Raw genomic sequence first — 24688 nt, 5'->3', positions numbered from 1 at the left:
CGGGGTCCTTTCGGGAGAACGGTGCTAGCCGATGCGGAGGTCGTCGGAGGAGGCCTCCGGCTGGGGCGCGACGGGATCGGCCTCGGCCGACCTGTCGCGCAGGAACCATGCCAGCACAGCGGTGGCGATCACCGCGATGGCGGTGCCGAAGAACGCCAGGGTGGGCACGGTCGGCACCAGCAGGAACACGACGACCGCGGCGACGACGCCGGCGATCACCGTCATCCGCAGGTTGCGGGTCGAGACGACGGCCTGCACGAGCACCGCGCCCAGCACCGAGGGCAGGATGTAGGTCTGGACCACGGCGACGACGTCAGCGGGCACGACGCTCACCAGCCAGGAGCCCAGGAGACCGACCAGGACGAGCAGCGAGACCAGGTGCACCATGGCCGCTCCGCTGATGGCCATCACCGCCGCCAGCTCCCCGCGGCGGGTGCCGGGCTTCGCGCCGATGGCGGACTGGGCGATCAGCGCCGAGGGCAGCAGCTTGTTGGAGATGTTGCCGATCATGAAGGCCTGGTACATCGAGGCCTGGCCCAGGATCGGGTAGTAGGTCAGCGGCTCCACGATCCAGAGCACCCCGAAGGTGCCGGCGATGGCCAGCAGGGCGGTCCAGATCCGGGCCTGGTCCACGTCCAGGCCGGAGAAGAGCACGAGGTAGGCGGGGCCGGCCAGGGCGAAGAGCAGCCCGGCGATCATCGTCAGCCGGCCCCAGCGGGCGGTGGTCGCGTCGAACTGCTCCAGGGCGGGGACGGCGGCGGGGTTCACGGTGGTCATGGCAGAAGTCCTTCGGTGGGTCTGACGCACGGTCTCGGGCATGGGCTCAGGCGGTCGGTCTCAGACGGTCGGTCTCAGGCGGTCGGGAAGACACCGGCGCCGACGGTGGCGTAGGTGACGACCAGCGCGGTCAGGATGGCGATGCCCAGCGCCCACTCGCGGATCCACTGCGCCCGGAGGGCCTTGGCGATGCCCAGGCACACCGCCATCACGGCCGCGGAGGCGAGGAAGGCCACCACGTGGTTGCCCGACTTCGGCAGCTCCCCGAGCCCGAGGGCGAAGAACGCCCCGAGCAGGGCCGCCCCGGGGACCACGGTCATCACGGCGGGGTTGACCTTGCGCAGGCTGACGTCGCCGCGCTTGAGCAGCGGGGTGAGGACCAGCGTGGCGAGCATCCACATCGCCCCGCCCAGGCTCATCGCCATGAACGCCACGGCGAAGACGCCTGCGTGTACGTCGGGCCGCCCAGGTCGGCCCCCATGGTTCCCGCGGCGATGCTGGCCGCACCGGTCTCGAAGGACACCGACCCGATCAGCCCGATCCGCACCAGCACGGCGGGAGCGCCGAAGACGGTCAGCAGCGCGACGGCCACCAGGGCCACGGCCAGGGACGGCCCGATCGCCGAGACCGCCCCGGCGCGGAAGGAGGTCCTCAGCTCCGCCGGGCTCACCCCGGCGGCGGGGGCCGCCACACGGGCGGCCCGGACGTAGATGACGGTCTGCACGACGATGACGGCGAAGACGCCGAGGGCGCAGATCCACAGCACGGGCAGGTTGGCCACGGACAGGATGTCGGTGGAGGCGCCGTCAACAGCGGTGCGCAGGTTCATGGGAACTCCCGGAGGTGGTCGGATCGGCGGGGAAGGAGAGGCGGGGCCACGAGGAGTCCGTCGCCGGCGGACATCTGCTCCGAGCGTGACGTGACGCCGATCACTCTCATTGGAGATCTTCGATAAACTGCACCGAATGCACTCTCGACCGAAGGAACGAGCATGGAGCTACCACCGGAGGACCTCGAGCTCGTGCACGCCCTGCAGATTGCGCCGCGGGCGTCCTGGACCCAGCTGGGGGCCGCGCTCGGCCGCCACCCCACCACGCTGGCCGCCCGCTGGGACCGGCTCCGGGCCGACGGCCGCAGCTGGGTCACCGCCCACCTGGGCACCTCCGGCACGCAGGGCTGCGCCACCTTCATCGGCCTCGAGTGCCGCCCGGGCCGCCGGGCGGAGGTGCTGGAGCGGCTGTGCGCCGTCCCGGAGATCGGCACCGTGGAGGAGTCCGCGCGCGCCTGGGACGTCCGGCTCACCGTCCTCACCCGCAGCTGGGAGCAGATGACCCGGGACGTGCTGCCGCTGGTGCGCGCCGATCCGGCGATCCTGCGGGCCCAGCTCACGGTGGCCACCCGGCTCCACGCCATCGGCAGCAACTGGCGCCTGGACGTGCTGTCCCCGGAGCAGCAGCGCCGCGTGAGCGCACTGCGCTCGGAGGCGCACCGCCCGCACGGCGCCGTCCCCGCTCACCTCGAGGAGATGACGGCCGTGCTCCAGGCCGACGGGCGGGCCACCGCCGCGCAGATCGCCGCCGCGACCGGGACCCACCCGACGACGGCGGCCCGGCACCTGCGCCAGGCGCTCGAGACCGGCCTCGTGGCTCTCCGCTGCGAACTGGCCCAGCAGCACTCCGGCTACCCGGTGTCCTGCCAGTGGTACGTCCGGGTGCCGCCGGCGCAGCTCGAGGCGGCCGTGCGCTACCTGCGCTCCCACCGGACGCTGCGCCTGTGCGCCTCGACCACGGGCGACACCAACCTCACCTTCCTGCTCTGGCTGCGCACCCCCGGGGACATCTTCGACGTGGAGGCGGAGCTGCAGGCCGCCGCGCCGGGGGTCCAGGTGGTCGAGTCCGACGTGGGGGTGCGGACCCACAAGCGCATGGGCTGGATGCTGCGCGACGACTCGACCGCGACCGGCGAGGTGGTGACCGAGCTCGGTCGGGCCGCCCCGTGACGCCGTGCGCGGTCCTCAGCCCCGGCCCGGCTCCCGCAGGAGGTCCGCCGGGACCAGGTGGGCGTCCCGGACGCCCTCGAGCAGCCGGGGGTCGACCGGCGTGCCGCGCCGGAGGACGCTGATCGTGCCGGCGGCCTCGAAGACCACGCACGCGACCTCGTCGGGGCTGCGCACCCCGGCGCCCCGCAGCGCACCGAAGAGCTCGGACTCCACCACGTGGACCCGGCGGAGGTTGGCCTCCAGGACCCGCTCGCCGGCCATCAGCAGCACCGCCCGGTTGTTCATCAGCGCCGACACGCGGATCCCCGCGCGGAGCCGGCCGAAGCCCGCCTCGAGCGCGAACAGCGTGCCGAGCCCCAGCACGCCCGCGGCGAGCGTGGGCGTGTCCCCCAGGACCGCGCGCCCGGCCACGGCACCGAGCATGACCACCACGACCGCGTCGAAGGTCGACAGCCGGGACAGCACGCGCTGCCCCAGGACCCGCACCATGAGCAGGAACGCCAGGTAGATCCCCACCGCCGAGGCCACCACCGCCAGCGCCCCCGGGGCGTCCACGCCGAGGCGCGCCACGGCGTCGTCGAGCACCGGTCAGACCTCCTGGTCCGCGAACTGCGTCTCGTAGAGCTCCGCGTAGCGCCCGCTCACGGCGAGGAGCTCGGCGTGCCGGCCCCGCTCCACGATCCGGCCGTCCTCGACCACCAGGATCTGGTCGGCGGAGCGGATGGTCGAGAGCCGGTGGGCGATGACCAGGGCGGTGCGCCCTTCCATCGCCTCGCCCAGTGCCGCCTGGACGTAGGCCTCGTTGGTGGAGTCCAGCGCCGAGGTGGCCTCGTCGAGGATCACCACGCGCGGGGCCGCGAGCAGCAGGCGGGCGATGGTCAGCCGCTGCCGCTCGCCGCCGGAGAGCCGGTAGCCGCGCTCGCCCACCACGGTGTCCAGCCCGTCCGGGAGGGCACGGATCACGTGCTCCATGCGGGCCCGGGCCAGGGCGTCCCACAGCTGCTCGTCCGTGGCCTCCGGCTTCACCAGGGCGAGGTTGTCCCGGATCGACTCGTGGAACAGGTGCCCGTCCTGGGTCACCATCCCGATGGTCTCCCGCAGCGAGGCGAAGGTGGCGTCCCGCACGTCCGTGCCCCCGATCCGGACGGCCCCCGAGGTGACGTCGTAGAGCCGGGCCACGAGCTGGGCGATCGTCGACTTGCCCGCGCCGGAGGACCCCACGAGGGCCACCGTCTGCCCCGGCAGGACGGTGAAGCCCACGCCGTGCAGCACCTCCTCGCCGCCCCGGGTGTCGAGCACCGCGACGTCCTCGAGCGAGGCGAGCGAGACCTCCTCGGCGGAGGGGTAGGCGAACCGGACGTCGTCGAACTCCACCGACGCGGGCCCGGCGGGCAGCGACCGGGCCCCGGGCCGCTCCTGGATCAGGGGGACGAGGTCGAGGATCTCGAAGACCCGCTCGAAGCTCACCACGGCGCTCATGACGTCCATCCGGGCGTTCGCGAGCATGGTCAGCGGGGTGTACAGCCGGGTGAGGAGCAGGGCGAGGGTCACGACCGCGCCGGCGTCCAGGTTGCCGAGGATCGCCTGCGCGCCGCCGAGCCCGTAGACGAGCGCCAGGGCGAGCGCCGAGACCAGCGTCAGGGCCGTGACGAACACGGTCTGCAGCATCGCCACCCGCACGCCGATGTCCCGGACGCGGCCGGCACGGCGGGCGAACTCGGCGGCCTCGGCGTCGGGCCGGCCGAAGAGCTTGACCAGGGTGGCGCCGCCGGCGGAGAACCGTTCGGTCATCTGCGTGGACATGGACGCGTTGTGCTGGGCCGCCTCCCGCTGGAGGTTCGCCAGGCGCCCGCCCATGGCCCGGGCCGGGACCAGGAAGATCGGCAGCAGAAGCACGGACAGCGCGGTGACCTGCCACGAGATCGAGACCATGACGACGACGGTCAGGATCAGGGAGACGATGTTGCTCACCACGCCGGAGAGCGTGTTGGAGAACGCCCGCTGGGCGCCGATGACGTCGTTGTTGAGCCGGGAGACCAGGGCCCCGGTGCGCGTGCGGGTGAAGAAGGCGATCGGCATCCGCTGCACGTGGTCGTAGACGGCGGTGCGCAGGTCCAGGATGAGCCCCTCGCCGATCAGGGAGGAGAGCCACCGGTTGAGGATGCTCAGCCCCGCGTCCACGACCGCCACGGCGGCGATGGCCACCGCGAGCCAGACCACCACGGAGACCGCGTCCCCGGCGTTGATCGCACGGACCACGTCGCCGGCCAGGATCGGGGTGACCACGCCCAGCAGCGCCGTGAGCACCGAGATCACCAGGAACACCGTGAGCCTGGTCTTGTGCGGGCGCGCGAAGACGACGATGCGCCGGAGCGTGCCCCGGTCGATCTTCCGGTCCTTGACGTCCTGACCCTGGACGGTGCGCCACAGCACCATGTACGGCGAGTTCTGCATGCTCATGCGGCCAACCCCGATCTGCGGGGATCGCCCGCGCTGCACCAGACGCGGCACCGTGGTGGTCGTGCGCGCCGCGCCGCCACCGATTTTACGCGGCCGCGCCGACACGTCCGCGCCCGCCCGCCGCAGCCCGCCGGAGGAGCCCCGCACGACGGACGACGACGGGCCCCGCGCCGCAGAATGCTGCGGGCGGGGGCGGGTCGCTCCGGCGCGGGAGGGGTCAGGCCCGGGCGGACCGGCGGCGCCGCGCCGCGACCAGGTGGTCCAGCGACCAGCGGCCGGCACCGGCCAGGACGAAGAGGACGGACGCGGCGGCGAGGAGCAGGACGAGCTCGATCCCGCCGTCGGCGGCGAAGAACCCCGCGGGAAGGTGCACCAGCACGAGGGCGCCCAGCATGGTCAGGGCGAGCAGGGCGGCGACCACGCGGGTGCCGAGCCCCAGGAGGAGCATCAGCCCGCCCACGAGCTCGAGGACGGCCGCGAGGGGCGCGGCGAGCTCGGCCGCCGGGACGCCCATCTGGGCGAAGGAGGCCTGGGTGCCGGCGACGGTCCACTCGGTGACCTTCTGCCAGCCGTGCAGGAGGAACGTGGTGCCGAGGACGACGCGCAGGACGGTGAGTCCGAGGGTCGCGGCCGAGGAGTCGGCGGTGGGGACGGTGGGGGCGGAGGAACGGACGGAGGACGTGCGCTGCGGCACCTGTGTTGTGGACATGTCACCACAGTAGGGGGCAGATACTTTCCGTGTCAAGCTTTTGGGCGGAGGGGGCCCGGTGTCACGGCTGATCCGAGGCCAGTCCCCGGGCCGTGGGGCCGGCCGCGGCGTCGTCGACCATGCGGCCGATCAGCGCGAGCTGCTGGACCTGCACCGGCGTCAGCCGGTCGATCACCGTCCGCCGGACGTGCTCCACGTGCCCCGGGGCCACCTGCTGGACCCGCTCCAGGCCGCGGTCGGTGATCTCCGCGAGCACCACCCGCTTGTCCTGCTCCCCGCCGGCGCGCACCACCAGGCCGTCCCGCTCGAGACGCGCGACGATCCGGGACAACCGGGACTGGGAGGTGTTGGTGGCCGCCGCGAGGTCCGACATGCGCCGGCGCCGGTCGGGGGCCTCCGAGAGCATCGCGAGCACCAGGTACTCGGCCAGGCTGAGGTCCGCCTCCGCCTGCAGCTGGGACTCGATGCTGCCGGGCAGCGTGAACATGATGGAGACGAGCGCCAGCCAGGCCTCGCGCTCCTCGGGGGACAGCCATCGGGTCTCGGTCATGGCCCGATTCTACGAGCCGGTCCTTGACGCCTCATGGGAACGCGTCCGCCGAGCGCGCCCCATAATGGAACCCATGGACTCCCTCGGCACCTGGCCCCGGCCCGTACCCGCGGACGACCGCGACTTCGACGTCCAGGTCATGCGGCGGCTGCGCACCGCTCCCGGCGAGGACGGGGCGCCCGACCGCCCCTCCCTGGGCGAGCGCCTGGGCACGTCGCTGCTGCTGGTGGTCCCGGTGCTGACCGCGCTCGCCGTGGTCCTGCTGTGGCAGCAGTGGTCCCGGTCCGGCTCGGTGCTCTACCTCGCCCTCGTCGCCGTGGTGCTGGTGGCCACGGCCCTGTGGTGGACGGCCCGGCTCAAGCGCGCCTTCAGCACCGCGCAGGGCCGGCTGGGCGCCCGCCTGGCGAACGTCGTGGAGCACGGCGTGGGCGTCGTCCGGGAGATCGCCCTCGAGCCGGTCGCCCAGGACGCGTCCGCCGCCGGGCGCACGGACGGGAGCACGGCGGCGGACGCGGCGACCGGCGGCGGCCGCGTCCGCGCCCGGCTCGAGCTGTCCGTGACCCCGGTGCGGGGGGAGCGCTTCAGCACCTCCGTGGAGGCCCTCTACGACGCCGACGCCGCGCTCCTCCTGGAGACCGGCTCGCACGGGCCCGTCCGTTTCCTGCGCGACGACCCGGAGGGCACCACCGTGATCGACACCCGGCTCTCCGAGGAGCAGGTCGCGCAGGTCTACCGGGGCGCAGCCCTCAACTGAGGGCGGTGGCGGCTCGGCCGTCGCGCCGGTCGGCCGCCCGCTGCTCCTTCTCGACCCGCAGCCGGAGCTGCTCGCACAGGTCCTCCCCCGCCCGGAGCAGCTCCGGCATCCGGTGCCGCTCCGTGGTCTGGGCCCGGAAGGCGTCCGCCACGCCCACCCCGTGCCCGGCGCGGCGGACGAGCTCGACCGGCAGACCGGCCCGCAGCGTGCCCGGCTCCAGGACCTTGAGATAGGCCCCGGAGCGGCCCCGCTCCGTGAAGCGGCGCAGCCAGCCGCGGACCTCCATGCTCGCGCGGAACGTGCCGCAGGGGATGCGGGCGTCCGTGACCTGCAGCAGCACCCCGCCGATGCGCCAGACGTCGCCCAGCCGGGCGTCGTCGACGTCGACGCCCGAGAGCGTGAGGTTCTCCCCGAAGGAGCCGTCGGGGATCTCCCGCCCCAGCTCCTGCGCCCAGAAGTCCAGCTCCTCGCGCGCGAACGCGTACACGGCCTGGTCCGTGCCGCCGTGGTACTTGCCGTCCCCGATGAAGTCCCCGGCCAGGCCCGAGCCGAGACCGCCCCTGCGGGGGCCCGGATCGCGGACCTCCACCGGTCCGTCCACAGGGCGCTTGTGGATGCCGGTGGAACGGTTCGGCCGGGCGGGATTGACCCCGGAGCGTCCCACGTTGACGCTGTGCACGCGTCCGGTCACGGCCGGACGTCCTCGCCGGGGCGTCCGGCCTCGTCCCCGGTGCGCTCCTCCAGCTCGTTGTGGTGGGTCGGGGAGTACACGGCCGAGCCGATGAGGTACCCGGACCGGGCCAGCGCCATGCTGCCCACGGCCGAGGTCACGAGCTGCAGGACCACCGCGGCGAGCAGCTTCACCGCGTTCTCCACGCCGGGCAGGAAGAAGAACGCCCCGGTGAGGACGAACGAGACGCCGAGGCCCGCGGCCGTGGCGATCGCCGAGGACCGGGTGTAGAGGTCGGGGAACCGGATGATCCCCACCGTGGCGGTGAGGAAGATCAGCGAGCCCAGGACGATGAACGCCTGCCCCACCACGCTCATCCACAGGGTGTCGTGCATGATCGGGTCGAAGTCCACGGTCATCGCCTCCCCTTGGTCAGTGCGCGGGCCAGGGACAGGGTCGCCAGGAAGCCCACGAGGGTGGCGATGAGGACCAGGTCGAAGACCGGAGGGCTCATCGCCAGCACGCCGAACAGGGCGATGAGCCCCACAACGGAGAAGAACAGCAGGTCCGCGGCGATGGCCCGGTTGGCGTCGTTGGGTCCGCGGAACATCCGCACCCCGGCGACGAGGACGGAGGCGGCGAGCACCAGCACGCCGAAGAGGATGCCGATCATCGGGGTGCCCCTCCCGGTCGGATGCCGTTCAGCATGTGGGTCTCCATCTCCTGCAGGCCCGACCGGGCGTCCTGCGGTCCGTCCGAGTACATGGCGTGCACGAAGATGTCGTACTCCTCCGTGCCGGCGGCCCCGTCGTCCCCCGCGCCCCCGTCGGACGCGAGCTGGTCCGCATCCTCCCGGGGCCGGGCCACGGTGGCCAGGGTCAGCGTCCCCGGGGTCAGGGTGATGAGCACGCTGAGCAGGACCGTCTCGAACTCGCTGCGGCACCGGGTCCGGTAGCGGACCACGATGGGCGAGGACCCCTGGCCCGGGGTGAGCACGTCGCGGGTCACCGCGGCGTTGGAGAGGACCAGCTCCCAGGCGTACCAGAGCAGGAAGCCGATCAGGCGCAGCGGCCAGGTCAACCACTTCACGAGTTCACCACCGCCTCCACGAACGCGCTGGTGTCCACGAGCCCGTCCGCCGCCGTGGCGGCGACGCCCAGCAGCAGCTCACCGCCCACGCCGAGGACGAGGGTGACGACCGCCAGGACGAGGGCCGGTGCGATGAGGCCCACCGGGATGCGGCGCTCCTTCGAGCCGACCGCGGCGACGACCTCGCTCGACGAGTCCTCCGGATTCCCCAGGAACATCTTCCCCCAGATCTTGAGCAGGTACAGGAGCGTGAACAGGCTGACGCCGACCGCCACGAGGGCCACCACGACCTGCTGCTCCTCGAACGCGGCCAGGATCAGCGCCAGCTTGGCCACGAACCCCGAGAACGGCGGGATGCCGGTCAGGGACATGGCGGCGGCGAAGAACACCACGGCGGTGAGCGGCTCCCGCCGCAGCAGTCCCGTGACCTCGCCCAGCGGCTGCCGCCCGTAGGCGATCTCCACCGCGCCGGTGGACAGGAACAGGGACACCTTCACCACCGTGTGGTGCAGCAGGAAGAAGATGCCCGCGGTGAGTCCGGCGGCCCCGAACAGGGCGACGCCCAGCAGGATGTAGCCGATCTGGCTCACGGTGGAGTAGGCGAGGATCGCCCGCGCGTCCCGCTCCCCCACGGCGCCGAGCACACCGACCACCATCGAGACGGTGAAGACCACCAGCCCGATCCACAGGTACTGCTCCGCGCCGTCGAAGATCACGGCGTAGATCCGGTAGATCGCGTAGACCGCGATCTTCGTGTGCAGCCCCGAGAACAGGGCGGTGACGGTGGGCGACATGAAGGGGTAGGTGCGCGCCAGCCACCCGTGCACGGGGACCACCGCCGCCTTCACGGCCAGGGCGGTGAGAGCAACGGCGACCGACACGGCCACGGCGGTGGACTCCGCGGCCCGGCCCGCCAGCTCGGCGAGGTTCACGGTGCCGGCCGTGCCGTAGACGAGCCCCACCCCCGCGAGGAAGATCGTGGAGGCCAGCAGGTTGACGCTCACGTAGATCCGCGAGGACGTGACCTGCATCAGCCGTCCCCGGCCGCGGTGGGCCAGGATGATCAGCGCGTAGGACGGCACGAGCATGACCTCGATGAACACGAACAGGTTGAACAGGTCCGCCGTGAGCAGGGCTCCGTTGAAGCCGGCCGTGAGCACGAGCACCAGGGGGCCGAAGTAGCGCTTCTCCGCCTGCCCCGAGACCACCCCGAACCAGGAGCTGACCAGGGTCACGAAACCAGTCGCGGTGAGCATGAGGGCGGTGAACAGATCGGCCGCGAAGGGGATGGCGATGCCGGCGGGCCAGCCGCTGATCCGGTGGGCCAGCACGGTGCCGCCGTCCAGGAGGGTGGCCACGAGCCACACGGCCCACACCACGTCCGCCCCGAGGACGGCGAGCAGCCCCGCCTTGCCGATCCGCCCGGAGCCGCCGGCGAGCACCAGCAGACCGGCGGCCAGCAGCGGGACGATGACGAAGAACGGGATCAGGTCCGCGCTCATGCGCGACCACCCCGCCCCGGGCGCCGCTCGGGGCGGGTGCCCACCGGATCCGGGTCCGTGGGGGCGTCACCGTGCGTCGCGGCGCTGTCTGCGGGGTCGTCCATCAGGTCAGGGGTCTCCATCTCCCGGCCGGTGAGCTCGAGATCGGTGTCGTCGTCCTCGTCGCCGGTCACGGCGAGCACGAGCATGTACATGGTGATGGCGAACGCGATGACGATCGCCGTCAGCACGAAGGCCTGCGGCAGGGCGTCCGCCGTGGTCGCCGGATCCGGGGAGTAACCGAGGGGCTCACCGCGGCGGTCGATGCCGCCGGTGGACATGATCAGCAGGTTCACCCCGTGGCTGAGGAGGGCGAAGCCGATGATCAGGCGGACCATGCCGCGTCGCAGCATCATGAACACGCCGCCCCCGATGAGCACGCCCACGGTCAGTGCGAGTGCCATCAGGAATCGTCTCCTCGGGGTCGGTCGGGGTGCTCGGCGGACGCCCCGGAAGGCCGTCCGGAACTCCGGTCGAGGACCCGGATGCTGCTGAGGTCCATGGGCGCCGTGCTGGGGTGGTGCGGCTCGTCCGTGGTGGGGGTCGGGCGGGGGGCGGGACCGTCCACCGCGGTGGAGCCCACCCGCCGCAGGGGCGGTGGTTCCTTCTCCTCCACGCCGAGACGGCTGACCGCGGCCAGGATCACGCCGACCACCGCCAGGTACACGCCGACGTCGAAGAACAGCGCCGTGGTGATCGCGACCCCGAACACGTCGAAGTGCAGGGCGCGCAGGAACGAGCCCTCGGCCAGGCCCAGGAGGCCCACGACCACCGCCACGGCGACCCCGGCGCCGATGAGCTTCACGTAGGGCACGCCCAGCCGGCTGACCCGGTCGTCCTGCGCCGAGAGATAGACCAGGGAGATGCCCGCGGCACCGATGAGGGCCGCGATGAACCCGCCGCCGGGCTGGTAGTGCCCGCGGAGCAGGAAGAAGAGGGACAGGACCACGATGACCGGCCCGAGCAGGCGCTCGGTGACCCGCAGGACCATGGTGTTGTCCCCGGCGTCGCTGATCGGCGACCCGGGCGGCTCCGTGATGGGGCTGTGCAGCTTGGGCAGAAGCCCCCGCGACTCCAGGGCCACGACGATCGCGATGCCGGCCACGCCCAGGACGGTCAGCTCACCGAGGGTGTCCAGGGCGCGGAAGTCCACGAGGATCGTGTTCACCACGTTCGACCCGCCGGTCTCCGTCTTGGCCTCCGCGAGGAAGTACTGGCCCGCGTCCGAGAGCCCGCGCCGGCCGGTGAGCGCCCACGTGGCCACGGCGGCGGAGGTGCCCGCGAGGACCGCGACGACGGCCGCCGTGGTCGACCGCCGCTTCCCGGTCCGGTGGAAGGTGGAGGGCAGTCGGTTGAGCAGCAGGACGATCACCACCACGGTGAGGATCTCGACCAGCAGCTGGGTCAGCGCCACGTCCGCGGCGCCGAGCTCGTAGAACCACAGCGCGACCGCGAAGCCCACCACGCCGATGATCGTCACGAGGGCGATCCGGCTGCGCACGCCCAGGGCCAGGAGCACCCCGACCAGGACCACGCCGAGCAGGACCCAGTCCAGGGGGCGCGTCACGTCCCCGTGCAGCGGCGGGACGTCGACCGTGAACACGCCGACGACCGTCAGCGCCACCAGCACGACCACGGGCGGGACCAGGTGCCGGTAGGGGGCGTCGGCGCGGGTGAGGCCGCCGATCCACGCGCCCAGGGCAACGGAGCCGCCGCGCAGCGCCTCGACCGTGCCCACCCCGGTGATGGGCGACAGCTCCCGGTCCAGGAGCCGGTCCACGCTCCTCCGGGCGAGCACCAGGATCGTGCCCAGGGTGAAGACCGCCACGGACATGTACAGCTCGGGGGCGAGGCCGTGCCACAGCCCCAGGTGGGGCTCGGCGTCGGGCCCGGCCACGGCGGCGGCGGCGGCACCGAGCAGCGGCTCGGCCAGCACACCGGCCAGCCCCAGCACCAGACCGGCCACGGAGACCAGGGCCACGGGCGCCAGGAAGGCCGCGGAGGCCTCCTTCGGCGGGTCCTGGGCGGGGCGGCCGGGGAAGATCGTGATGATCATCCGGGCCGAGTAGGCGAAGGTGAAGGACGCGGCCAGGACCGCCACGGCGCCCACGAGCCACACCGCCGCGGTGGGCGCCGGGCTCTCCGCCATGGCCTTGAACATGGCTTCCTTGGAGACGAACCCGAACAGCGGGACGACCCCGGCCATGGAGACCGCCGCGAGCGTCATCACGACGGCCGTGACGGGCATCGTCCGCGCCAGCCCGGAGAGCTTGCGGATGTCCCGGCTGCCGGCCTGGTGGTCGACCACCCCCAGGGACATGAACAGCGCCGACTTGAACAGCGCGTGGGCCGCCACGTGCACCACGGCCCCCACCACCGCGTAGGAGGTGCCGATGCCGATGGTCGCCGTCAGGAAGCCCAGCTGGCTCACGGTGGAGTAGGCGAGCAGCTCCTTGAGGTCGTTGCGCTGCAGCGCGAACACCGCCCCCATCAGGGCGGTGAACAGACCCACGGAGATCAGCAGGACGTTCCACACCGGCACCTCGCTGAGGGCCGTGGAGAAGCGCAGCATGAGGTAGATGCCGGCCTTCACCATGGCCGCCGCGTGCAGGTAGGCGCTCACGGGGGTGATCGCGACCATGGCGTCGGGCAGCCAGGCGTGGAAGGGGAACTGCGCGGACTTGGTGAAGGCCGCGAGGGCGATCAGCACCGCGACGAACGCGGCGAACCCGGGGGACGTGGACCACACGTCGTCGACGAGGATGTCGCTGAGGCGCGTGGTGCCGGTGGCCACCCACATCGCGACCACCGCGGCGAGCAGGCACAGCCCGCCGGCCATGGTCACCAGGAAGGTCCGGATCGCCGGGTCCTTGGCGTGCGGGCCGGAGCGGGCGATGAGCAGGAAGGAGCACAGCGTGGTGAACTCCCACATCACGAACAGCAGGACCACGTCGTCGGCCAGGACCAGCCCGAGCATCGCCGCGGCGAAGAACGTCATGAGGGTGTAGAAGGCGCTGTGCGAGCCCTTGGCGAGGTAGCGGGCCGAGTAGCCGATGACCACCGCGCCGATGACCAGCACGATGAGGCCGAAGAACAGCCCGAGCCCGTCGAGCCGCAGGTGGAAGGTCACGCCCAGGGTCGGCATCCACGGGATCTGCTGGGAGACCGCGTCGGCGTCCCCCCGGCCGTTCCACACCGCGACCAGCGCACCGGCGAGCACGAGGAGGCCCGCGGCGAGCGGCCAGCCGGCGTCACGGCCCGCCCGGCGGCCCAGGACGGCCGCCGCAGGGCACAGCAGGGTGGAGAGAGCAAGAATGATCAGGAGGGACACGCCTGGCAACCGTCCGGTCGGTGGGATGGGAACGAGGTGGACTCGGCCGTCGACTGACCGGCCGCACCGGCCGGTGTCCCGGCCGGAGTGCTCAGGCGTCCCGGGGGCATCCGGAGAGCAGCGGCCCCCAGGAGTTCAGGTAGCCGTTCGTCCCGTTGGACACGCACCGGACCGCCGAGGACAGCACGCGGCCCGGCGGCACAGCGGGGCCGCGGCCGTGGACGTGGTTCCTGGGGCTGGTCATCGCCCCGAATTTACCATGACGGCCACCACAGCCCCCGGCGAGGTGCTGCGGTGCCCGTGACTCCTCCGCGCGCGGTCCGGCCGCCCTTCCGGCCGGTGACGGGGTCAGCGCCGCTCCCGCAGGGGACTCGAACCGGAGTGCGGGACGGTCGGGGTGGCGGCGGTCTCGGCGTCCGGCTCGACGGGCGCGCGGCGTGCCGGCTCCTCCGGCGGGAGCGCGTCCCCGAGGTCCTCGTCCCGGTCCTCGACGAGCTCGCCGTCGCCACCGCGGTCGCCGTCGCGGGGGGCGAGGGCCGGACGACGGCGCGGGGCGTCGTTGATCTCGGTGACGGACACGGCCATCGCGTTGAGCGCGAGACCGGCGAGCACGAACAGCCACGCCGCGACGGGGTACCACGCCAGACCGAGGACCACTCCGACCACGACGAGGGCGACGGAGGTCAGGTAGGCGGGGGTCAGCACGCGCTGGACGTTGAACTTCATGGTTTCCATTCCACCACGCGCGCGTGCGGATCGACCAACGGGCCCGGGCGTTTCCCCGCACCGGCCCGGGCACCCTGGTCCGGGAGCCTCCGTGCGTATACCGTCGGCGGCATGGACGACCTCGACCCCGAGCTGCTCGAGCTGGCGCGCTCCGCGCGCACCGTGACCGTGCTCTCCGGCGCCGGGATGTCGGCCGAGAGCGGGGTGCCCACCTTCCGGGACGCCGGCACCGGACTGTGGGCCCGCTGGTCCCCCGAGGAGCTGGCCACCCCCGAGGCGTGGGACGCCGACCCCGGGCTCGTCTGGTCCTGGTACCTCTGGCGGGCCCGCCAGGTGCGCCGGCTCCGCCCCAACGCCGGACACCGGGCGATCGCCCGGTGGGCGGACCGCGCCCGCGTCCACGTGGTCACCCAGAACGTCGACGACCTCCACGAGCGGGCGGGCTCCGCGGTCCTCGCCCACCTGCACGGCAGTCTGTTCGCGTTCCGCTGCTCGGACTGCGGCGCCCCGTTCCCGGAGCGTCTCCTCCCGGGCCTGGCAGCGGAGGCCCGTCCGGAGGCACCACCCGCTCCCCAGGAGCCCGACCACGAGGAGCCGGGCCGCGAGCGCCCCCCGGCGTGCCCCTCCTGCGGCGGAGCGGTGCGGCCCGCGGTCGTGTGGTTCGGGGAGCAGCTGCCCGAGGGCGCCGTGGAGCGCGCCGCCGCGGCCGTGGCCGAGGCGGAGCTCGTGCTCGTGGTGGGCACGTCCGGGCTCGTGCAGCCCGCCGCCTCCCTGCCGCTGATCGCGGCCGGCCGCGGGACGCCCGTGGTCGAGATCAACCCCGAGGACACCGCGCTCACCCCGCACGCCGACCGGACCGTCCGGGCCGGCGCCGCCGAGGCCCTGCCCCGCCTCCTGCCCCCGTGGGGCGACCGGCGCCCGGCCGCCCGGCGGCCACGCGCCGACGGCTGAGCGCCCGCCGCCGGCTGCGGCTGCGGCCACCGTTCCCCGCCTTCCCGGGGCCTCCCGCTGCGGCTGGGCAGCGGAGGCCGATTGCTGAGAGCAGAAAGCACGCTGTCCTTCTTGTCAGCGCGCGGCGACAGCAGGAGACTGTTCGACGGACACCGGGCCCGGACGAGCTCCTCCCGGCCCTCCCTGTCAGCCCCTGGCTGTCTCCCCACGAAAGGCACGGTCCATGACGCAGTCCACGACGCAGTCCCCGACCCTCACCCTGCACGACGGCAGGACCATCCCCCAGCTCGGCTACGGCGTGTGGCAGGTCGACGCCGACATCGCCGAGGACGTGGTGGGCCAGGCCCTCGAGGCCGGCTACCGCCACATCGACACCGCCATGATCTACGGCAACGAGGAGGGCGTCGGCCGGGCGATCGCGAACAGCGGCATCCCGCGCGACGAGATCTTCGTGACCACCAAGCTGTGGAACGACGACCACGGCCACGACTCCGCGCTGAAGGCCATCGACGCCTCCCTGGAGCGTCTCGGCCTGGAGTACGTCGACCTGTACCTCATCCACTGGCCCACCCCGAAGCGCGGGAAGTACCTGGAGACCTGGAAGGCGTTCCAGGAGATCCGGGAGAGCGGCAAGGCCCGGTCCATCGGCGTCTCGAACTTCCCGCAGGAGGAGCTCCAGGAGATCATCGACGCGACGGGCGTGGTCCCCGTGGTGAACCAGGTGGAGCTGCACCCCTACTTCAACCAGTCCGCGCTGCGGGACTTCAACGCCTCGCACGGCATCCTGACCGAGGCCTGGTCCCCCCTGGGCCAGGGCGGCGACCTGCTGAAGGACCCGGTGATCGACTCGATCGCCCGCAAGCACGGCGCCACCCCGGGACAGGTCATCATCGCGTGGCACCTGGCGATCGGCAACGTGGTCTTCCCCAAGACCGTCACGCCGGAGCGGATCCGCGAGAACTACGCGGCCCTCGACGTCCGGCTCGACGACGAGGACGTCCGGGCGATCAGCGGCCTCGACAACGGCGGGCGGATCGGCTCCGACCCGAAGGACTTCAACTGAGTCCTGGCTCCTTCCCCGGCGACGCCCGGGACCGCGGTGGGTGCACCGCGGTCCCGGGCGTCGCCCGTCCCGCCGCCGGCACCGCCCACCGGGGGGTGAGCGCGACGGGGCCGCCGGCCGCGGGCGCGCACCGATTGGTGCTCGACCGCCCGGCAGGCCGATCATGGTGCGCATGACTTCCCACACCCCCCGCGCGGCGGACGGCGCCACCGGCGCCCCCGACCCGCGCGACCACCACGACAACCGCTCCGACGTCCGGTCCTTCTTCGGCCAGCCGCGCATGCTGGCGAACCTGTTCAGCGTCGAGCTGTGGGAGCGCTTCTCCTTCTACGGCATGCAGGGCATCGTCCTGCTGTACATGTACTTCGCCACCACCGAGGGCGGGCTCGGCATCGACCGCGCCACGGCCGCGGGCATCGTGGGCGCCTACGGCGGCGCCGTCTACCTGTTCGCCATCCTGGGCGGGTGGGTCGCCGACCGGCTCCTCGGCTCCGAGCGGACGATGTTCCTCAGCGGCGTTCTCATCATGGCCGGCCACGTCTCGCTGGCGCTGATCCCCGCCGTCGCGGGCCTCACGATCGGCCTCGTCCTCATCGCGATCGGGTCCGGGGGGCTCAAGGCCACGATCACCAATCTCGTGGGTGCCCTCTACGACCGCCAGGACCCGCGCCGCGACGCCGGCTTCTCGATCTTCTACATGGGCGTGAACATCGGCGGACTCCTCGGGCCGCTCCTGACCGGCTTCGCGCAGAAGACCTGGGGCTTCCACCTCGGCTTCGGCCTGGCCGCGGTGGGCATGGCCTTCGGCCTGGCCCAGTACGCCCTCGGGCGCAGGAGGCTTCCCGCAGACGTCCACCACGTGCCCAACCCCCTGCCGCGCGAGCAGTACGGGAAGTGGGCGGGGATCGCCGCGGCGGCGATCGCCGTCGTCGTGGCCGCCGCCCTCACGGGGGTGCTCAACGCGGCCAACCTCGCCGACGTCGTGGTGGGGGTGATCGTGGTGGCGGCCGTGGCGCTGTTCGTCCTCCTGCTCACCAGCAAGAAGGTCGACGACGACGAGCGCTCCCGCGTGCGGGCGTTCATCCCGCTGTTCATCGGCTCGGCCGCGTTCTGGGCACTGTTCCAGCAGCAGTTCACGGTCATCACGATCTACTCGGACACCCGGCTGGACCGCGCGCTCGGCGACTGGACCATGCCGATCTCCTGGGTCCAGTCCTTCAACCCCTTCTTCATCATCCTGCTCGCGCCGGTGTTCGCGGTGCTGTGGACGAAGCTGGGCGACCGCCAGCCCGGCACGCCCACCAAGTTCGGCCTCGGCATCGTGCTGATGGGATCGGCGTTCCTGATCTTCCTGCCCATGGTCGGGGTGTCCTCGGTGCCGGTCCTGTGGGCCGCGCTGATCCTGCTGGTCGCCACCCTGGGCGAGCTGATGGTCTCCCCGGTGGGCCTGTCCCTGTCCACCCGGCTGGCCCCGCGGGCCTATCCCGTGCTGATGGTCGCCCTCTTCTACCTGTCGGTGGCCCTGGGCACGGCCCTGTCCGGCGCGCTGGCCGGCTACTACAGCGAGCAGACCGAGGCCGCCTACTTCGGGACCCTGGGCGCCGTGACCATCGTCGTCGGCGCCGCCCTGCTCGTGCTGTCCCCCTGGATCCGGCGGATGATGCGCGGGGTGCGCTGACGGCCGTGCCGGGCACCCGCCGTCAGGGACCGGTCGGTGCGCGGAGGATGCCGCGCACCACCTCGGCGGCGGGGACCTCCTGTGCGGCCGCGAACTGCGGACCGGCCCACAGGGCGATGGCCTCGGGGTCCCCGGCCTGCGCCGCGGCCGCCCGGATGGGCTTGGTCATCTGGTTGACCTGGGGATATGCCGCTGGGGCCATATTCGTGAAGCGGTCGAGGAAACCGTTGCGCACCCCGCGCGCCAGCCGTCCCGAGAACGCGCGGGTCACGGCGGTCTCCGTGTAGCGGCCCGAGCCGAGGGCCTCCCGGTACGCGGCGGACGTCCCGGCCTCGTGTGTGCGCAGCAGCAGCGTGCCGACCTGCACGGCGTCCGCCCCGGCGGTCAGGGCCGCGTCCGCGTCCGCCGCGGAGGCGATGCCGCCCGCGGCCACGAGCGGGACGTCCACGGCGGCGCGGACCGCGGCGACGAGCTCCACCAGGGGCTCCTCGCCCGGGACGTCCTCCGCGCGGTGGGTGCCCCGGTGCCCGCCGGCCGCCGGGCCCTGGACCGTCAGCAGGTGGGCACCGGCCCGCACGGCGGCCTGGGCCTCCGGGACCGAGGTCACCGTGACGGACGTCGTGGTGCCCACCGCCGCGAGCCGCGCCAGCACGGAGACCGCGGGGAGCCCGAAGGTGAACGAGACGACCGGGACCCGCAGCGCCTCGACGAGCTCGAGCTTGGCGGCCCACCCGTCGTCGTCGGCGGGGTCCGTGTCCGGCAGCTCCACCCCGTACCGGCGGGCCGTGTCTTCCAGCGCCTCCCGGTAGGCCGCGACCGACCGGTGCACGGCGGGGTCGACCGCCGTCCCGGGGGCCGCGGTGTTCGCCGCCTGCGGGACGAACAGGTTCACCCCGAACGGGCCGTCCGTGCGCGCCCGGACCTCCTCGACGTCCGCGCGGACGCCCGCCGCGGGACGGTTGCCGGCGGCCAGGAAGCCCAGGCCGCCGGCGGCCGTGACCGCCGCGGCCAGCGCCGGGGTCGAGGGCCCGCCGGCCATCGGGGCGCCCAGGAAGGGGAGGCGGAGTTCGGTCAGCCGGAAGCGGGGCGCTGTGCTCGTCATGGTCCCAGGCTAGGAACACGGCGGCTCGTCGTCACCACCTGGGCCGGGCGCGGGGCGTGGCATAGGCTGTGGCCACGGTCACCGCACGCCGGGGCCCGCCAGCCCGTCACCACCGATTCGAGGCATCCGATGGCCCAGTCAGCCGAATCCGGGACCCGGTCCCGCCCCCAGCCGGAGCTCAAGCGCGTCATGGGCCCCGGCCTGCTCCTGCTGTTCATCGTGGGCGACATCCTCGGCACCGGGGTGTACGCCCTCACCGGGAACATCGCCGGAGAGATCGGCGGCGCCGCGTGGGCCCCGATCCTCGTGGCGTTCCTCGTGGCGACCATCACGGCCTTCTCCTACCTCGAGCTCGTGACCAAGTACCCCGGCGCCTCGGGCGCAGCGCTGTACACGCACAAGGCCTTCGGCATCCACTTCATCACCTTCCTCGTGACGTTCGCGGTGCTCAGCTCGGGCCTGACCTCCGCCTCGACGGCGGCCTCGGCCGTGGCCTCGAACTTCGCCCGCGGCTTCGGGCTGGAGGTGGACACCACGACCATCACCGTGATCGCCGTGATCTTCATCGCGATCCTCGCCGCCATCAACATCCGCGGCGTCACCGAGGGCCTCGCGTTCAACGTGGTGCTGACGTCGATCGAGCTCACCGGCCTGCTCATCGTCATCCTCGTGGGGTTCTGGGCGGCGTTCCAGGGCCAGGCCGACTTCAGCCAGACGATGGTGTTCGAGACCTCGGAGGACAAGGGCATCTTCCTGGCCCTCACCGCGGTGACCTCGCTCGCGTTCTTCTCCTTCGTGGGCTTCGAGGACTCCGTCAACATGGTCGAGGAGACCAAGAACCCCAGCCGCGACTTCCCGCGCGTGATGCTCTTCGGCCTCGGCCTGACGGGCGTGGTCTACATCCTGGTCTCGATCTTCACCGTGGCGGTCGTCCCCATCGGCGTGCTCGGGGAGTCGACCACGCCGCTGCTGGACATGGTCCGGATCGGCGCCCCCAACATCCCCATCGACACGATCTACCCGTTCCTGACGATCTTCGCCGTGGCCAACACCGCCCTGATCAACATGCTCATGGCCTCCCGGCTGCTCTACGGCATGGCCCGCCAGGGCGTGCTGCCGGACTTCCTGGGCCACGTCCTGCAGGGCCGGCGCACCCCCTGGTCGGCCATCGTGTTCACGAGCCTTCTCGCCATGGCGCTGATCGTCGTCATCAACAACATCCTCGGCAGCGGCACGGCGAGCGCCCTCGGCGGCACCACGGCCCTTCTCCTCCTGGGCGTGTTCACCATCGTCAACGTCGCGGCGATCATCCTGCGCAAGGACCACAGCCCCACCCACGACTACTTCCACGCCCCCCGGGTCCTGCCCTACCTGGGCGCGATCACCTGCGCCTACCTCGTGGGGCCCTGGGCACAGGACCTCGTCGAGTACCAGATCGCCGTGGTCCTGCTGCTGATCGGGCTGGGCCTGTGGATCGTCAACTTCGTCTACGACCGCCTGTTCCTCGGCCGCAAGGTGCGGTTCGAGCACCCGGAGGCCCTCGCCCGCATGGAGGACGAGCCCGCGGACCAGGACCCCCACCGCGGTCCCTGACCCGTTCCGCCCCACCGTGCCGCTACCCCAGGAGAACCCGTGACCGTCGTCGTCGGATACATGCCCACCGCCCCCGGACACGCGGCACTGGACGCCGCCATCCTCGAGGCAGAGCGCCGCGGCACCGACCTGGTGGTGGTGCAGCCGCGGCCGAGGCGCCACCAGCCGCCGGAGATCGAGGCAGACATCGACGTGGAGCGGGAGAGGCTCGCCCGTGCCGGAGTGCGCTACGAGCTGCGGGAGCCCGACCACGACAGCGACCCCGCCGACGTCATCCTCGACACCGCCCGCGAGCACGGGGCCGAGCTCATCGTGCTGGGCATCCGGCGCCGCTCCCCCGTGGGCAAGATCATCATGGCGAGCACCGCCCAGCGCGTCCTGCTCGAGAGCCCCTGCCCGGTGCTGTGCGTCAAGGCCGTCTACGACTGAGCCCGGGATTTTATTTCTGTTTTCGAAATATTAGTCTGATCCCAGACCCCGGCGCCTCCGGTTCCGCGGTGGGGTCCGTCGGTCGCCGCGGCTCCGACCTGCTCCTGCCGCTCGTGAAAGGCACGCCATGACCACCCCGGCCCCCACCGCGTCCCGTCCCGCCCCGTGGGCCGAGGCCCCCGGGTCCCCCGCACCCCCGCGGCGCTCCCGCTGGACCACGCTGCTGCGGATCCTGCTGCCGGCGCTGCTGATCGTCGGGTGGCTCGCGGTGGCCGGCGTGGGCGGGCCGTACTTCGGGAAGATCTCCGAGGTCTCGACCAACGACCAGTCCAGCTTCCTGCCCGAGTCCACCGAGTCCACGCAGGTCACCCGGCTGCTGGGCGAGTTCCGGGACTCGGAGACGATCCCCGCGATCGTCCTCCTCGCCCGGGAGGGCGGGCTGACCGCCGCCGACCGGGCGTGGGCGGAGGACGCCGCCGCGGCGGTGCAGGAGAGCGGCCTTGCCGAGGGGCAGACCTCGCCGCTGATCCCGTCCGAGGACGGGGAGGCCTTCCAGCTCGTCGTCCCCCTGCCCGACGGCGAGGTCGTCGACGACGTCGAGGCGCTCGCGGAACGGTTCGAGACGGACCGGCCGGAGGGCCTGCAGAGCTACGTGACGGGCCCCGCCGGGTTCACGGCCGATCTCGTGGCCGGTTTCGAGGGCATCGACGGGATCCTGCTGGGCGTGGCGCTGGCCGTGGTGTTCGTGATCCTCCTCGTGGTCTACCGCTCCCCCGTGCTGCCCGTCCTGGTGCTGCTGACCTCGGTCTTCGCCCTCAGCGCCGCCATCCTGGTCGTGTACTGGCTGGCGGCCAACGAGCTCGTGACCATCAGCGGCCAGGTGCAGGGCATCCTGTTCATCCTCGTGGTCGGCGCCGCCACCGACTACTCGCTGCTCTACACGGCCCGGTACCGGGACGCCCTCCTGCACCACCGGGGACGGGCGGACGCGACCCGGGCGGCCCTCAAGGGCTCGGTCGAGCCGATCGTCGCCTCCGGCGCCACCGTCATCGCGGGCCTGCTGTGCCTGTTGCTCTCGGACCTCGCCTCGAACAAGGCGCTGGGCCCGGTGGCCTCCGTCGGCATCGTGATGTCCGTCCTGGCGGCCCTGACCTTCCTGCCCGCGGTCCTCTACGCCACGGGACGGGGGGCCTTCTGGCCGTTCCGGCCCCGCTACGACGCCTCGGGCGCGGAGCGCGTGCGCGTGGTCGAGCACGGGGCCGGCACCCGCCCGACCGTCGAGGGGCGAGGCGTGTGGGCCTCGGTGGCCCGGTTCGTGGCCCGCGCCCCGCGGGCGATCTGGGTGGTGACCACTGTGGTGCTCCTCGCCCTCGCCGGGTTCAGCACCCAGTTCGAGGCCTCGGGCGTGGAGCAGAGCGAGCTCGTGCTCGGCGAGTCCCAGGCGCGGGACGGCCAGGAGGCCCTGGCCCAGCACTTCCCCGGCGGCTCCGGCAGCCCAGCGGTCCTGCTGGTCCCGACCCGTTCCCTGGACGCCGCGGTCGAGGCGGTCGAGGGCACGGAGGGCGTGGCCGGCGTCGTCGCCGTCGCCAACGACTCCCCGTCCGGCACCCTGCCCCTCGGGGAGGACGCCCCGCCCCCGGCCGGGCCCTTCGCCGGGGCCGAGCCGACGGAGGCCGAGGGCCTCTATCAGCTCCAGGCCACGCTGTCCGACGCCGCCGACTCCCCCGAGGCGGAGCAGACCGTCCGGGAGCTGCGCGAGAACCTGCGCGCGGCGGACGCGGAGATCCTCGTGGGCGGCACCACAGCGACGAACATCGACACCAACGAGACCTCGATCGCCGACCGCACGCTGATCATCCCGGTGATCCTCGTGGTCATCACCCTGATCCTCATGCTGCTGCTGCGCTCCGTCCTGGCCCCGGTGCTGCTGATCCTCACCACCGTGGTCTCGTTCTTCACGGCCCTGGGCGTCTCCGCCCTCGTGTTCAACAACGTCCTGGACCTGCCCGGTGCGGACCCCTCGGTCCCGCTCTTCGGCTTCGTCTTCCTCGTGGCGCTGGGCATCGACTACAACATCTTCCTGATGTCCCGGGTGCGGGAGGAGTCGCTGGTGCACGGCACCCGGGCTGGCATCCTCCGGGGTCTCACCCTCACCGGCGGGGTGATCACCTCGGCCGGCATCGTGCTCGCGGCCACGTTCGCGGCGCTGGCCGTCATCCCGATCATGTTCCTGGTGCAGCTGGCGTTCATCGTGGCGTTCGGCGTGCTCCTGGACGCGCTGATCGTCCGGTCGCTGCTGGTGCCGGCCCTGACCTACGACATCGGCCGGGCCATCTGGTGGCCCTTCCACCGGCGGATCGAGCCCTGAGACCCGGCGGGGCGCCCGGTGCCACGGCCGCGGGCGGCGTGTCAGGCGGCGTGGTGGTCCGTCCGCCGGGCCACGACCGGCACCCGTGCCGTGTCCGGACGAGCGTCCTCGGCGGGGCTCTCCTCGGCGGCGCGCCCCTGCTCGACGTCGTGCCACGCCGCGTCCTCCTGCTGCCAGCCGAAGCCGTAGGCGAGCGCGGGCACCAGGTGGTTGGCGAGACCGCACCCCACGGCCAGGCCCGCCCAGGCGACGGGGAACGAGGCGAGGACGTCGAGGGGGTAGTGCACGCCCAGGTAGAGCCGGGACAGCCCGACGAGCACGGCCGTGCCCAGTCCCGCGACGAGGACGGCGGAGGCGGACCTCGACCGGCGCATCGCGAGGCAGAACGCCGCCGCGATGGCCAGCGCGGCACCCGCGTGCCCGGAGGGGAAGGACGTGAGGCCGTCCACGAGGACGAGGGGTTCCGGGAACGCCGTGCTGTCCGGCCGGGGGCGGCCGACGGCGACCTTCACCATCCCGACCGCGGCCCAGCCGGAGAGCGCCGTGACGGCGAAGCCGGCGGCGTCCCAGGGCCGCCGGCGCGCCAGGGCGAGCCAGGCGGTGAGGGCGGCGATGATCGCGAACGCCCCCGGGGTGGAGAACGCGTGGTGCAGGACGAGCGCCAGCGCGTCCAGGACGCCGAGGCGCGCCGCGTCGAGCCGGTGCAGGACCTCGATCTCCTGTGCCGCGACTCCCGGGGAGTACACCAGCAGCCGCCCCACGGTCGCCGTGACGAGCACGACGATGAAGGGGACGACCACCCACTGGTGCAGCTGGGGGAGGGACCAGGTGGAGCGGGCCGGCCGGGGGGAAGAGTGCTGCGCCGGAATTGCCATGCCCACCACCATGACACACGCCA

General features: G+C 72.8%; 24 protein-coding genes and 1 pseudogene. 8 read left to right on the top strand and 17 right to left on the bottom strand.

Going from position 1 to position 24688, the window contains the following annotated elements; translation table 11 throughout:
* Window positions 1–24: 24 nt before the first annotated feature.
* Both EQG70_RS00230 and EQG70_RS00225 read right to left on the bottom strand, forming a co-directional pair.
* Window positions 25–777: a hypothetical protein gene (locus EQG70_RS00230; protein ID WP_109268881.1), complete on the bottom strand. Its 753-nt coding sequence runs from the start codon at window positions 775–777 to the stop codon at window positions 25–27.
* A gap of 74 nt (window positions 778–851) precedes the next feature.
* Window positions 852–1606: pseudogene (locus EQG70_RS00225) on the bottom strand (DUF5058 family protein).
* Between the two features lie 162 nt (window positions 1607–1768).
* Here EQG70_RS00225 and EQG70_RS00220 point away from each other — a divergent pair.
* The gene (locus tag EQG70_RS00220) at window positions 1769–2776 is read left to right on the top strand and encodes an AsnC family protein (RefSeq protein WP_109268882.1); all 1008 of its coding nucleotides are present in this window, start codon (window positions 1769–1771) and stop codon (window positions 2774–2776) included.
* Between the two features lie 15 nt (window positions 2777–2791).
* On the opposite strand, the gene EQG70_RS00215 is transcribed toward EQG70_RS00220, so the two are convergent.
* The 4 genes from EQG70_RS00215 to EQG70_RS00200 form a co-directional block, all read right to left on the bottom strand.
* On the bottom strand, window positions 2792–3361 hold the full coding sequence (locus EQG70_RS00215) for a DUF421 domain-containing protein (protein ID WP_017831724.1): 570 nt from the start codon (window positions 3359–3361) through the stop codon (window positions 2792–2794).
* 3 nt (window positions 3362–3364) lie between these two features.
* The gene (locus EQG70_RS00210; protein ID WP_232035361.1) at window positions 3365–5212 is read right to left on the bottom strand and encodes an ABC transporter ATP-binding protein; all 1848 of its coding nucleotides are present in this window, start codon (window positions 5210–5212) and stop codon (window positions 3365–3367) included.
* Window positions 5213–5453: 241 nt separating this feature from the next.
* The gene (locus EQG70_RS00205; protein ID WP_232035218.1) at window positions 5454–5945 is read right to left on the bottom strand and encodes a DoxX family protein; all 492 of its coding nucleotides are present in this window, start codon (window positions 5943–5945) and stop codon (window positions 5454–5456) included.
* A 61-nt stretch (window positions 5946–6006) separates the two neighbouring features.
* Entirely contained in the window at window positions 6007–6495 is a 489-nt protein-coding gene (locus tag EQG70_RS00200; protein ID WP_017831721.1) for a MarR family winged helix-turn-helix transcriptional regulator, read from the bottom strand.
* 73 nt (window positions 6496–6568) lie between these two features.
* On the opposite strand from EQG70_RS00200, the gene EQG70_RS18030 reads away from it, so the two are divergent.
* Window positions 6569–7249 (top strand): hypothetical protein, encoded by a 681-nt coding sequence (locus EQG70_RS18030; protein WP_148669345.1) that lies wholly within the window; start codon window positions 6569–6571, stop codon window positions 7247–7249.
* Here EQG70_RS18030 and EQG70_RS00190 read toward each other — a convergent pair.
* The 9 genes from EQG70_RS00190 to EQG70_RS00155 form a co-directional block, all read right to left on the bottom strand.
* Window positions 7242–7940: an MOSC domain-containing protein gene (locus tag EQG70_RS00190; protein ID WP_172604896.1), complete on the bottom strand. Its 699-nt coding sequence runs from the start codon at window positions 7938–7940 to the stop codon at window positions 7242–7244. The genes EQG70_RS18030 and EQG70_RS00190 overlap by 8 nt on opposite strands.
* Window positions 7937–8338: a cation:proton antiporter gene (locus tag EQG70_RS00185; RefSeq protein ID WP_095650022.1), complete on the bottom strand. Its 402-nt coding sequence runs from the start codon at window positions 8336–8338 to the stop codon at window positions 7937–7939. The genes EQG70_RS00190 and EQG70_RS00185 overlap by 4 nt, the downstream gene beginning before the upstream one ends.
* The gene (locus tag EQG70_RS00180; protein ID WP_095650023.1) at window positions 8335–8592 is read right to left on the bottom strand and encodes a monovalent cation/H+ antiporter complex subunit F; all 258 of its coding nucleotides are present in this window, start codon (window positions 8590–8592) and stop codon (window positions 8335–8337) included. Before EQG70_RS00180 ends, EQG70_RS00185 begins: the two co-directional genes overlap by 4 nt.
* Entirely contained in the window at window positions 8589–9008 is a 420-nt protein-coding gene (locus EQG70_RS00175; RefSeq protein WP_109268883.1) for a Na+/H+ antiporter subunit E, read from the bottom strand. The genes EQG70_RS00180 and EQG70_RS00175 overlap by 4 nt, the downstream gene beginning before the upstream one ends.
* On the bottom strand, window positions 9005–10510 hold the full coding sequence (locus tag EQG70_RS00170) for a monovalent cation/H+ antiporter subunit D family protein (protein ID WP_109268884.1): 1506 nt from the start codon (window positions 10508–10510) through the stop codon (window positions 9005–9007). The genes EQG70_RS00175 and EQG70_RS00170 overlap by 4 nt, the downstream gene beginning before the upstream one ends.
* On the bottom strand, window positions 10507–10953 hold the full coding sequence (locus tag EQG70_RS00165) for a sodium:proton antiporter (RefSeq protein ID WP_052132767.1): 447 nt from the start codon (window positions 10951–10953) through the stop codon (window positions 10507–10509). The genes EQG70_RS00170 and EQG70_RS00165 overlap by 4 nt, the downstream gene beginning before the upstream one ends.
* Window positions 10953–13880 (bottom strand): DUF4040 family protein, encoded by a 2928-nt coding sequence (locus EQG70_RS00160; RefSeq protein WP_109268885.1) that lies wholly within the window; start codon window positions 13878–13880, stop codon window positions 10953–10955. Before EQG70_RS00160 ends, EQG70_RS00165 begins: the two co-directional genes overlap by 1 nt.
* Before the next feature lie 91 nt (window positions 13881–13971).
* Window positions 13972–14124 (bottom strand): hypothetical protein, encoded by a 153-nt coding sequence (locus EQG70_RS18025; protein WP_160291625.1) that lies wholly within the window; start codon window positions 14122–14124, stop codon window positions 13972–13974.
* 104 nt (window positions 14125–14228) lie between these two features.
* Window positions 14229–14606 carry a hypothetical protein gene (locus EQG70_RS00155; RefSeq protein WP_017835101.1) on the bottom strand — a complete coding sequence of 126 codons (378 nt, stop codon included), beginning with the start codon at window positions 14604–14606 and terminating at the stop codon, window positions 14229–14231.
* A gap of 111 nt (window positions 14607–14717) precedes the next feature.
* Here EQG70_RS00155 and EQG70_RS00150 point away from each other — a divergent pair, with 111 nt between their 5' ends.
* The 3 genes from EQG70_RS00150 (at window position 14718) to EQG70_RS00140 (ending at window position 18298) form a co-directional block, all read left to right on the top strand.
* Window positions 14718–15557, top strand: a complete 840-nt coding sequence (locus tag EQG70_RS00150) for an SIR2 family NAD-dependent protein deacylase (protein ID WP_109268886.1) — start codon at window positions 14718–14720, stop codon at window positions 15555–15557.
* Between the two features lie 223 nt (window positions 15558–15780).
* On the top strand, window positions 15781–16620 hold the full coding sequence (locus EQG70_RS00145; RefSeq protein ID WP_017835099.1) for an aldo/keto reductase: 840 nt from the start codon (window positions 15781–15783) through the stop codon (window positions 16618–16620).
* A gap of 172 nt (window positions 16621–16792) precedes the next feature.
* A complete protein-coding gene (locus EQG70_RS00140) occupies window positions 16793–18298 on the top strand; it encodes a peptide MFS transporter (RefSeq protein WP_035924324.1) in 1506 nt (501 codons plus the stop codon).
* A 22-nt stretch (window positions 18299–18320) separates the two neighbouring features.
* Here the strand turns inward: EQG70_RS00140 and EQG70_RS00135 are convergent, their stop codons facing one another.
* Window positions 18321–19400, bottom strand: coding sequence for a nitronate monooxygenase (locus tag EQG70_RS00135; protein ID WP_017835097.1), 1080 nt, complete (start codon window positions 19398–19400; stop codon window positions 18321–18323).
* A gap of 129 nt (window positions 19401–19529) precedes the next feature.
* On the opposite strand from EQG70_RS00135, the gene EQG70_RS00130 reads away from it, so the two are divergent.
* From EQG70_RS00130 to EQG70_RS00120, 3 genes are all read left to right on the top strand, one after another.
* Entirely contained in the window at window positions 19530–20993 is a 1464-nt protein-coding gene (locus EQG70_RS00130) for an APC family permease (RefSeq protein ID WP_051063846.1), read from the top strand.
* 39 nt (window positions 20994–21032) lie between these two features.
* Entirely contained in the window at window positions 21033–21422 is a 390-nt protein-coding gene (locus tag EQG70_RS00125) for a universal stress protein (RefSeq protein ID WP_017835095.1), read from the top strand.
* Between the two features lie 127 nt (window positions 21423–21549).
* Entirely contained in the window at window positions 21550–23790 is a 2241-nt protein-coding gene (locus tag EQG70_RS00120) for an MMPL family transporter (RefSeq protein WP_109268887.1), read from the top strand.
* A gap of 41 nt (window positions 23791–23831) precedes the next feature.
* Here EQG70_RS00120 and EQG70_RS00115 read toward each other — a convergent pair whose 3' ends face one another.
* Window positions 23832–24665, bottom strand: a complete 834-nt coding sequence (locus tag EQG70_RS00115) for a phosphatase PAP2 family protein (RefSeq protein WP_244296610.1) — start codon at window positions 24663–24665, stop codon at window positions 23832–23834.
* Between the last annotated feature and the right edge of the window lie 23 nt (window positions 24666–24688).

Origin of the sequence: Kocuria rosea (assembly GCF_006094695.1) — a bacterium.
In the GTDB taxonomy this organism is placed as follows: domain Bacteria; phylum Actinomycetota; class Actinomycetes; order Actinomycetales; family Micrococcaceae; genus Kocuria; species Kocuria rosea.
Note: the sequence above shows the minus strand (reverse complement) of the source record. Positions and strands in the feature narration are given on the sequence as shown.

Coding starts and splice junctions, on each gene's coding strand:
- EQG70_RS00230 (WP_109268881.1), bottom strand. CDS start 777: ATGACCACCGTGAACCCCGCCGCCGTCCCCGCCCTGGAGCAGTTCGAC.
- EQG70_RS00220 (WP_109268882.1), top strand. CDS start 1,769: ATGGAGCTACCACCGGAGGACCTCGAGCTCGTGCACGCCCTGCAGATT.
- EQG70_RS00210 (WP_232035361.1), bottom strand. CDS start 5,212: ATGGTGCTGTGGCGCACCGTCCAGGGTCAGGACGTCAAGGACCGGAAG.
- EQG70_RS00205 (WP_232035218.1), bottom strand. CDS start 5,945: ATGTCCACAACACAGGTGCCGCAGCGCACGTCCTCCGTCCGTTCCTCC.
- EQG70_RS00200 (WP_017831721.1), bottom strand. CDS start 6,495: ATGACCGAGACCCGATGGCTGTCCCCCGAGGAGCGCGAGGCCTGGCTG.
- EQG70_RS18030 (WP_148669345.1), top strand. CDS start 6,569: ATGGACTCCCTCGGCACCTGGCCCCGGCCCGTACCCGCGGACGACCGC.
- EQG70_RS00185 (WP_095650022.1), bottom strand. CDS start 8,338: ATGACCGTGGACTTCGACCCGATCATGCACGACACCCTGTGGATGAGC.
- EQG70_RS00180 (WP_095650023.1), bottom strand. CDS start 8,592: ATGATCGGCATCCTCTTCGGCGTGCTGGTGCTCGCCGCCTCCGTCCTC.
- EQG70_RS00170 (WP_109268884.1), bottom strand. CDS start 10,510: ATGAGCGCGGACCTGATCCCGTTCTTCGTCATCGTCCCGCTGCTGGCC.
- EQG70_RS00165 (WP_052132767.1), bottom strand. CDS start 10,953: ATGGCACTCGCACTGACCGTGGGCGTGCTCATCGGGGGCGGCGTGTTC.
- EQG70_RS18025 (WP_160291625.1), bottom strand. CDS start 14,124: ATGACCAGCCCCAGGAACCACGTCCACGGCCGCGGCCCCGCTGTGCCG.
- EQG70_RS00155 (WP_017835101.1), bottom strand. CDS start 14,606: ATGAAGTTCAACGTCCAGCGCGTGCTGACCCCCGCCTACCTGACCTCC.
- EQG70_RS00150 (WP_109268886.1), top strand. CDS start 14,718: ATGGACGACCTCGACCCCGAGCTGCTCGAGCTGGCGCGCTCCGCGCGC.
- EQG70_RS00145 (WP_017835099.1), top strand. CDS start 15,781: ATGACGCAGTCCACGACGCAGTCCCCGACCCTCACCCTGCACGACGGC.
- EQG70_RS00140 (WP_035924324.1), top strand. CDS start 16,793: ATGACTTCCCACACCCCCCGCGCGGCGGACGGCGCCACCGGCGCCCCC.
- EQG70_RS00135 (WP_017835097.1), bottom strand. CDS start 19,400: ATGACGAGCACAGCGCCCCGCTTCCGGCTGACCGAACTCCGCCTCCCC.
- EQG70_RS00130 (WP_051063846.1), top strand. CDS start 19,530: ATGGCCCAGTCAGCCGAATCCGGGACCCGGTCCCGCCCCCAGCCGGAG.
- EQG70_RS00120 (WP_109268887.1), top strand. CDS start 21,550: ATGACCACCCCGGCCCCCACCGCGTCCCGTCCCGCCCCGTGGGCCGAG.
- EQG70_RS00115 (WP_244296610.1), bottom strand. CDS start 24,665: ATGGCAATTCCGGCGCAGCACTCTTCCCCCCGGCCGGCCCGCTCCACC.